Raw genomic sequence first — 1563 nt, 5'->3', positions numbered from 1 at the left:
GCGCCTGGTAAGCAGAGTTTTTGAAATGTAAGGCCTTTGAATAAGACAAAAGGCTGCCTCATCGCTAACTTTGCAACAGTGCCTTCTGAAACGAAATTACAGATTACGGTTAAAATATAAAAAAAAGCCACCAATCCTGCCGGATACGGTGGCTTAAATACAGAATTAATTAATTTATTTCAGTATGTTATCACACATCAGCTGAAGTGTATTGATAAACCTTGCTGCATGAAAACCATCACAGACTGCATGATGAACCTGTACAGAAACAGGTAATAGTACGCGGTCACCTTCCTGCTGAAACTTTGCCATTGTAAAAACCGGGGAAAAATAATCATCATTTCCGGTGATATTCAGATTAAATCCGTCAAAACTCACCCAGGGTAACGATGATATATTCAGGTGATTCTCCGGTAAATTTCCCTGCGGAAACAACCTGGTATCATGCTGATATTCTGCTGTTACCGCGTTATAACCCGCCATAAACTCACTGAGATCCGGAAAATAACGGCAGGACAGTGCGGAGAATGTTTCGGTTTCTTTATGAAAGACAGTAAAGACCGGGTCTGACTGTTCCCAGTAAATCAGTTCATTATCTTTCATTGCCATCCGGAACTCCGGAAACTGATTAACAGCCCGGGAGATCAGGTAAATCATCAGCGGATAAAACTTATAACCGGTTTTCGCCAGTGCAGTACGCAAAGCGGTAATATCGAGTTTGGTGGTCAGGCTGAATCCGCATTTAATCTGCTGACGATAAAGGGCAAAATGTTCCCTGCGATTCCAGGTATTCAGGTCAATCCGGGTAAAATTCATGGTTATTCCTTCTGATTAATAGTGAAAAATATTAATAATCAGAAGGCAGTCTGGTTGTCTCAATGGGTAACATTCCGTCCTCCGTAAGCTGTCTGGTATTCAGTAATAATACCCGATACGGGCTTAATCTGTATTAAGCCCGGTTTTATTTATTCCGGCCACTCATCCGCAAATACATAGCGGATCAGTTCTGCGGATTCACGGGGCGGTGCTCTCAGCACATCCGCCATTAAATCAATTTCCATCTGACAGGTTTGCAGCTTGTCTTCCGCCAGCACATACGGATCATCCGTCAGGAAACTATCGCCGTATTTATCCACCGACCCCTGTATTTGTGCCGAAAATAATGACTGAATTTCATCAGCGGAATAATGCGCAACCGGAGCCCCTTCACCGGCTGAATTCACCAGATCCAGCAACGCTCTGTTACCGATAATAAAGTCACGGTACCCGGCGGAAGCCTTTTTCATATCCGGCGGGCCAGACACTTCCGGATGCAGCACACGAAAGCAGAAGTCACCGGAGGTATCCTGCGCCAGTGCTTTCTGCAAAAATTCCAGCCGCATTTTCCCGTAATTAATCACCGCGTCATCCCCCGCGAGATAAAGCAGTTTTTTAATATTTTCGGTGGCCCACTGTTGCAGGCGCATATAGTACTCTAAACAGGGCACTGTTGCAAATAGTCGGTGGTGATAAACTTATCATCCCCTTTTGCTGATGGAGCTGCACATGAACCCATTCAAAGGC

The 1563-nt window shown here is 44.7% G+C and carries 2 protein-coding genes; both read right to left on the bottom strand.

Translation table 11 applies throughout. The features are described 5' to 3' along the window. Positions 1-174: 174 nt before the first annotated feature. The gene (locus ACOT1A_RS24535) at positions 175-816 is read right to left on the bottom strand and encodes a type A-2 chloramphenicol O-acetyltransferase CatII (RefSeq protein WP_001011939.1); all 642 of its coding nucleotides are present in this window, start codon (positions 814-816) and stop codon (positions 175-177) included. 149 nt (positions 817-965) lie between these two features. Then, positions 966-1466 (bottom strand): hypothetical protein, encoded by a 501-nt coding sequence (locus ACOT1A_RS24530; RefSeq protein ID WP_001239317.1) that lies wholly within the window; start codon positions 1464-1466, stop codon positions 966-968. Positions 1467-1563: the final 97 nt, after the last annotated feature.

The organism is Enterobacter cloacae complex sp. SYL003 (assembly GCF_049236925.1).
GTDB lineage: Bacteria > Pseudomonadota > Gammaproteobacteria > Enterobacterales > Enterobacteriaceae > Enterobacter > Enterobacter intestinihominis.
Note: the sequence above shows the minus strand (reverse complement) of the source record. Positions and strands in the feature narration are given on the sequence as shown.

Excerpts from the sequence above, each read along its gene's own strand:
- ACOT1A_RS24535 (WP_001011939.1), bottom strand. The coding sequence starts at position 816 with ATGAATTTTACCCGGATTGACCTGAATACCTGGAATCGCAGGGAACAT.
- ACOT1A_RS24530 (WP_001239317.1), bottom strand. The coding sequence starts at position 1,466 with ATGCGCCTGCAACAGTGGGCCACCGAAAATATTAAAAAACTGCTTTAT.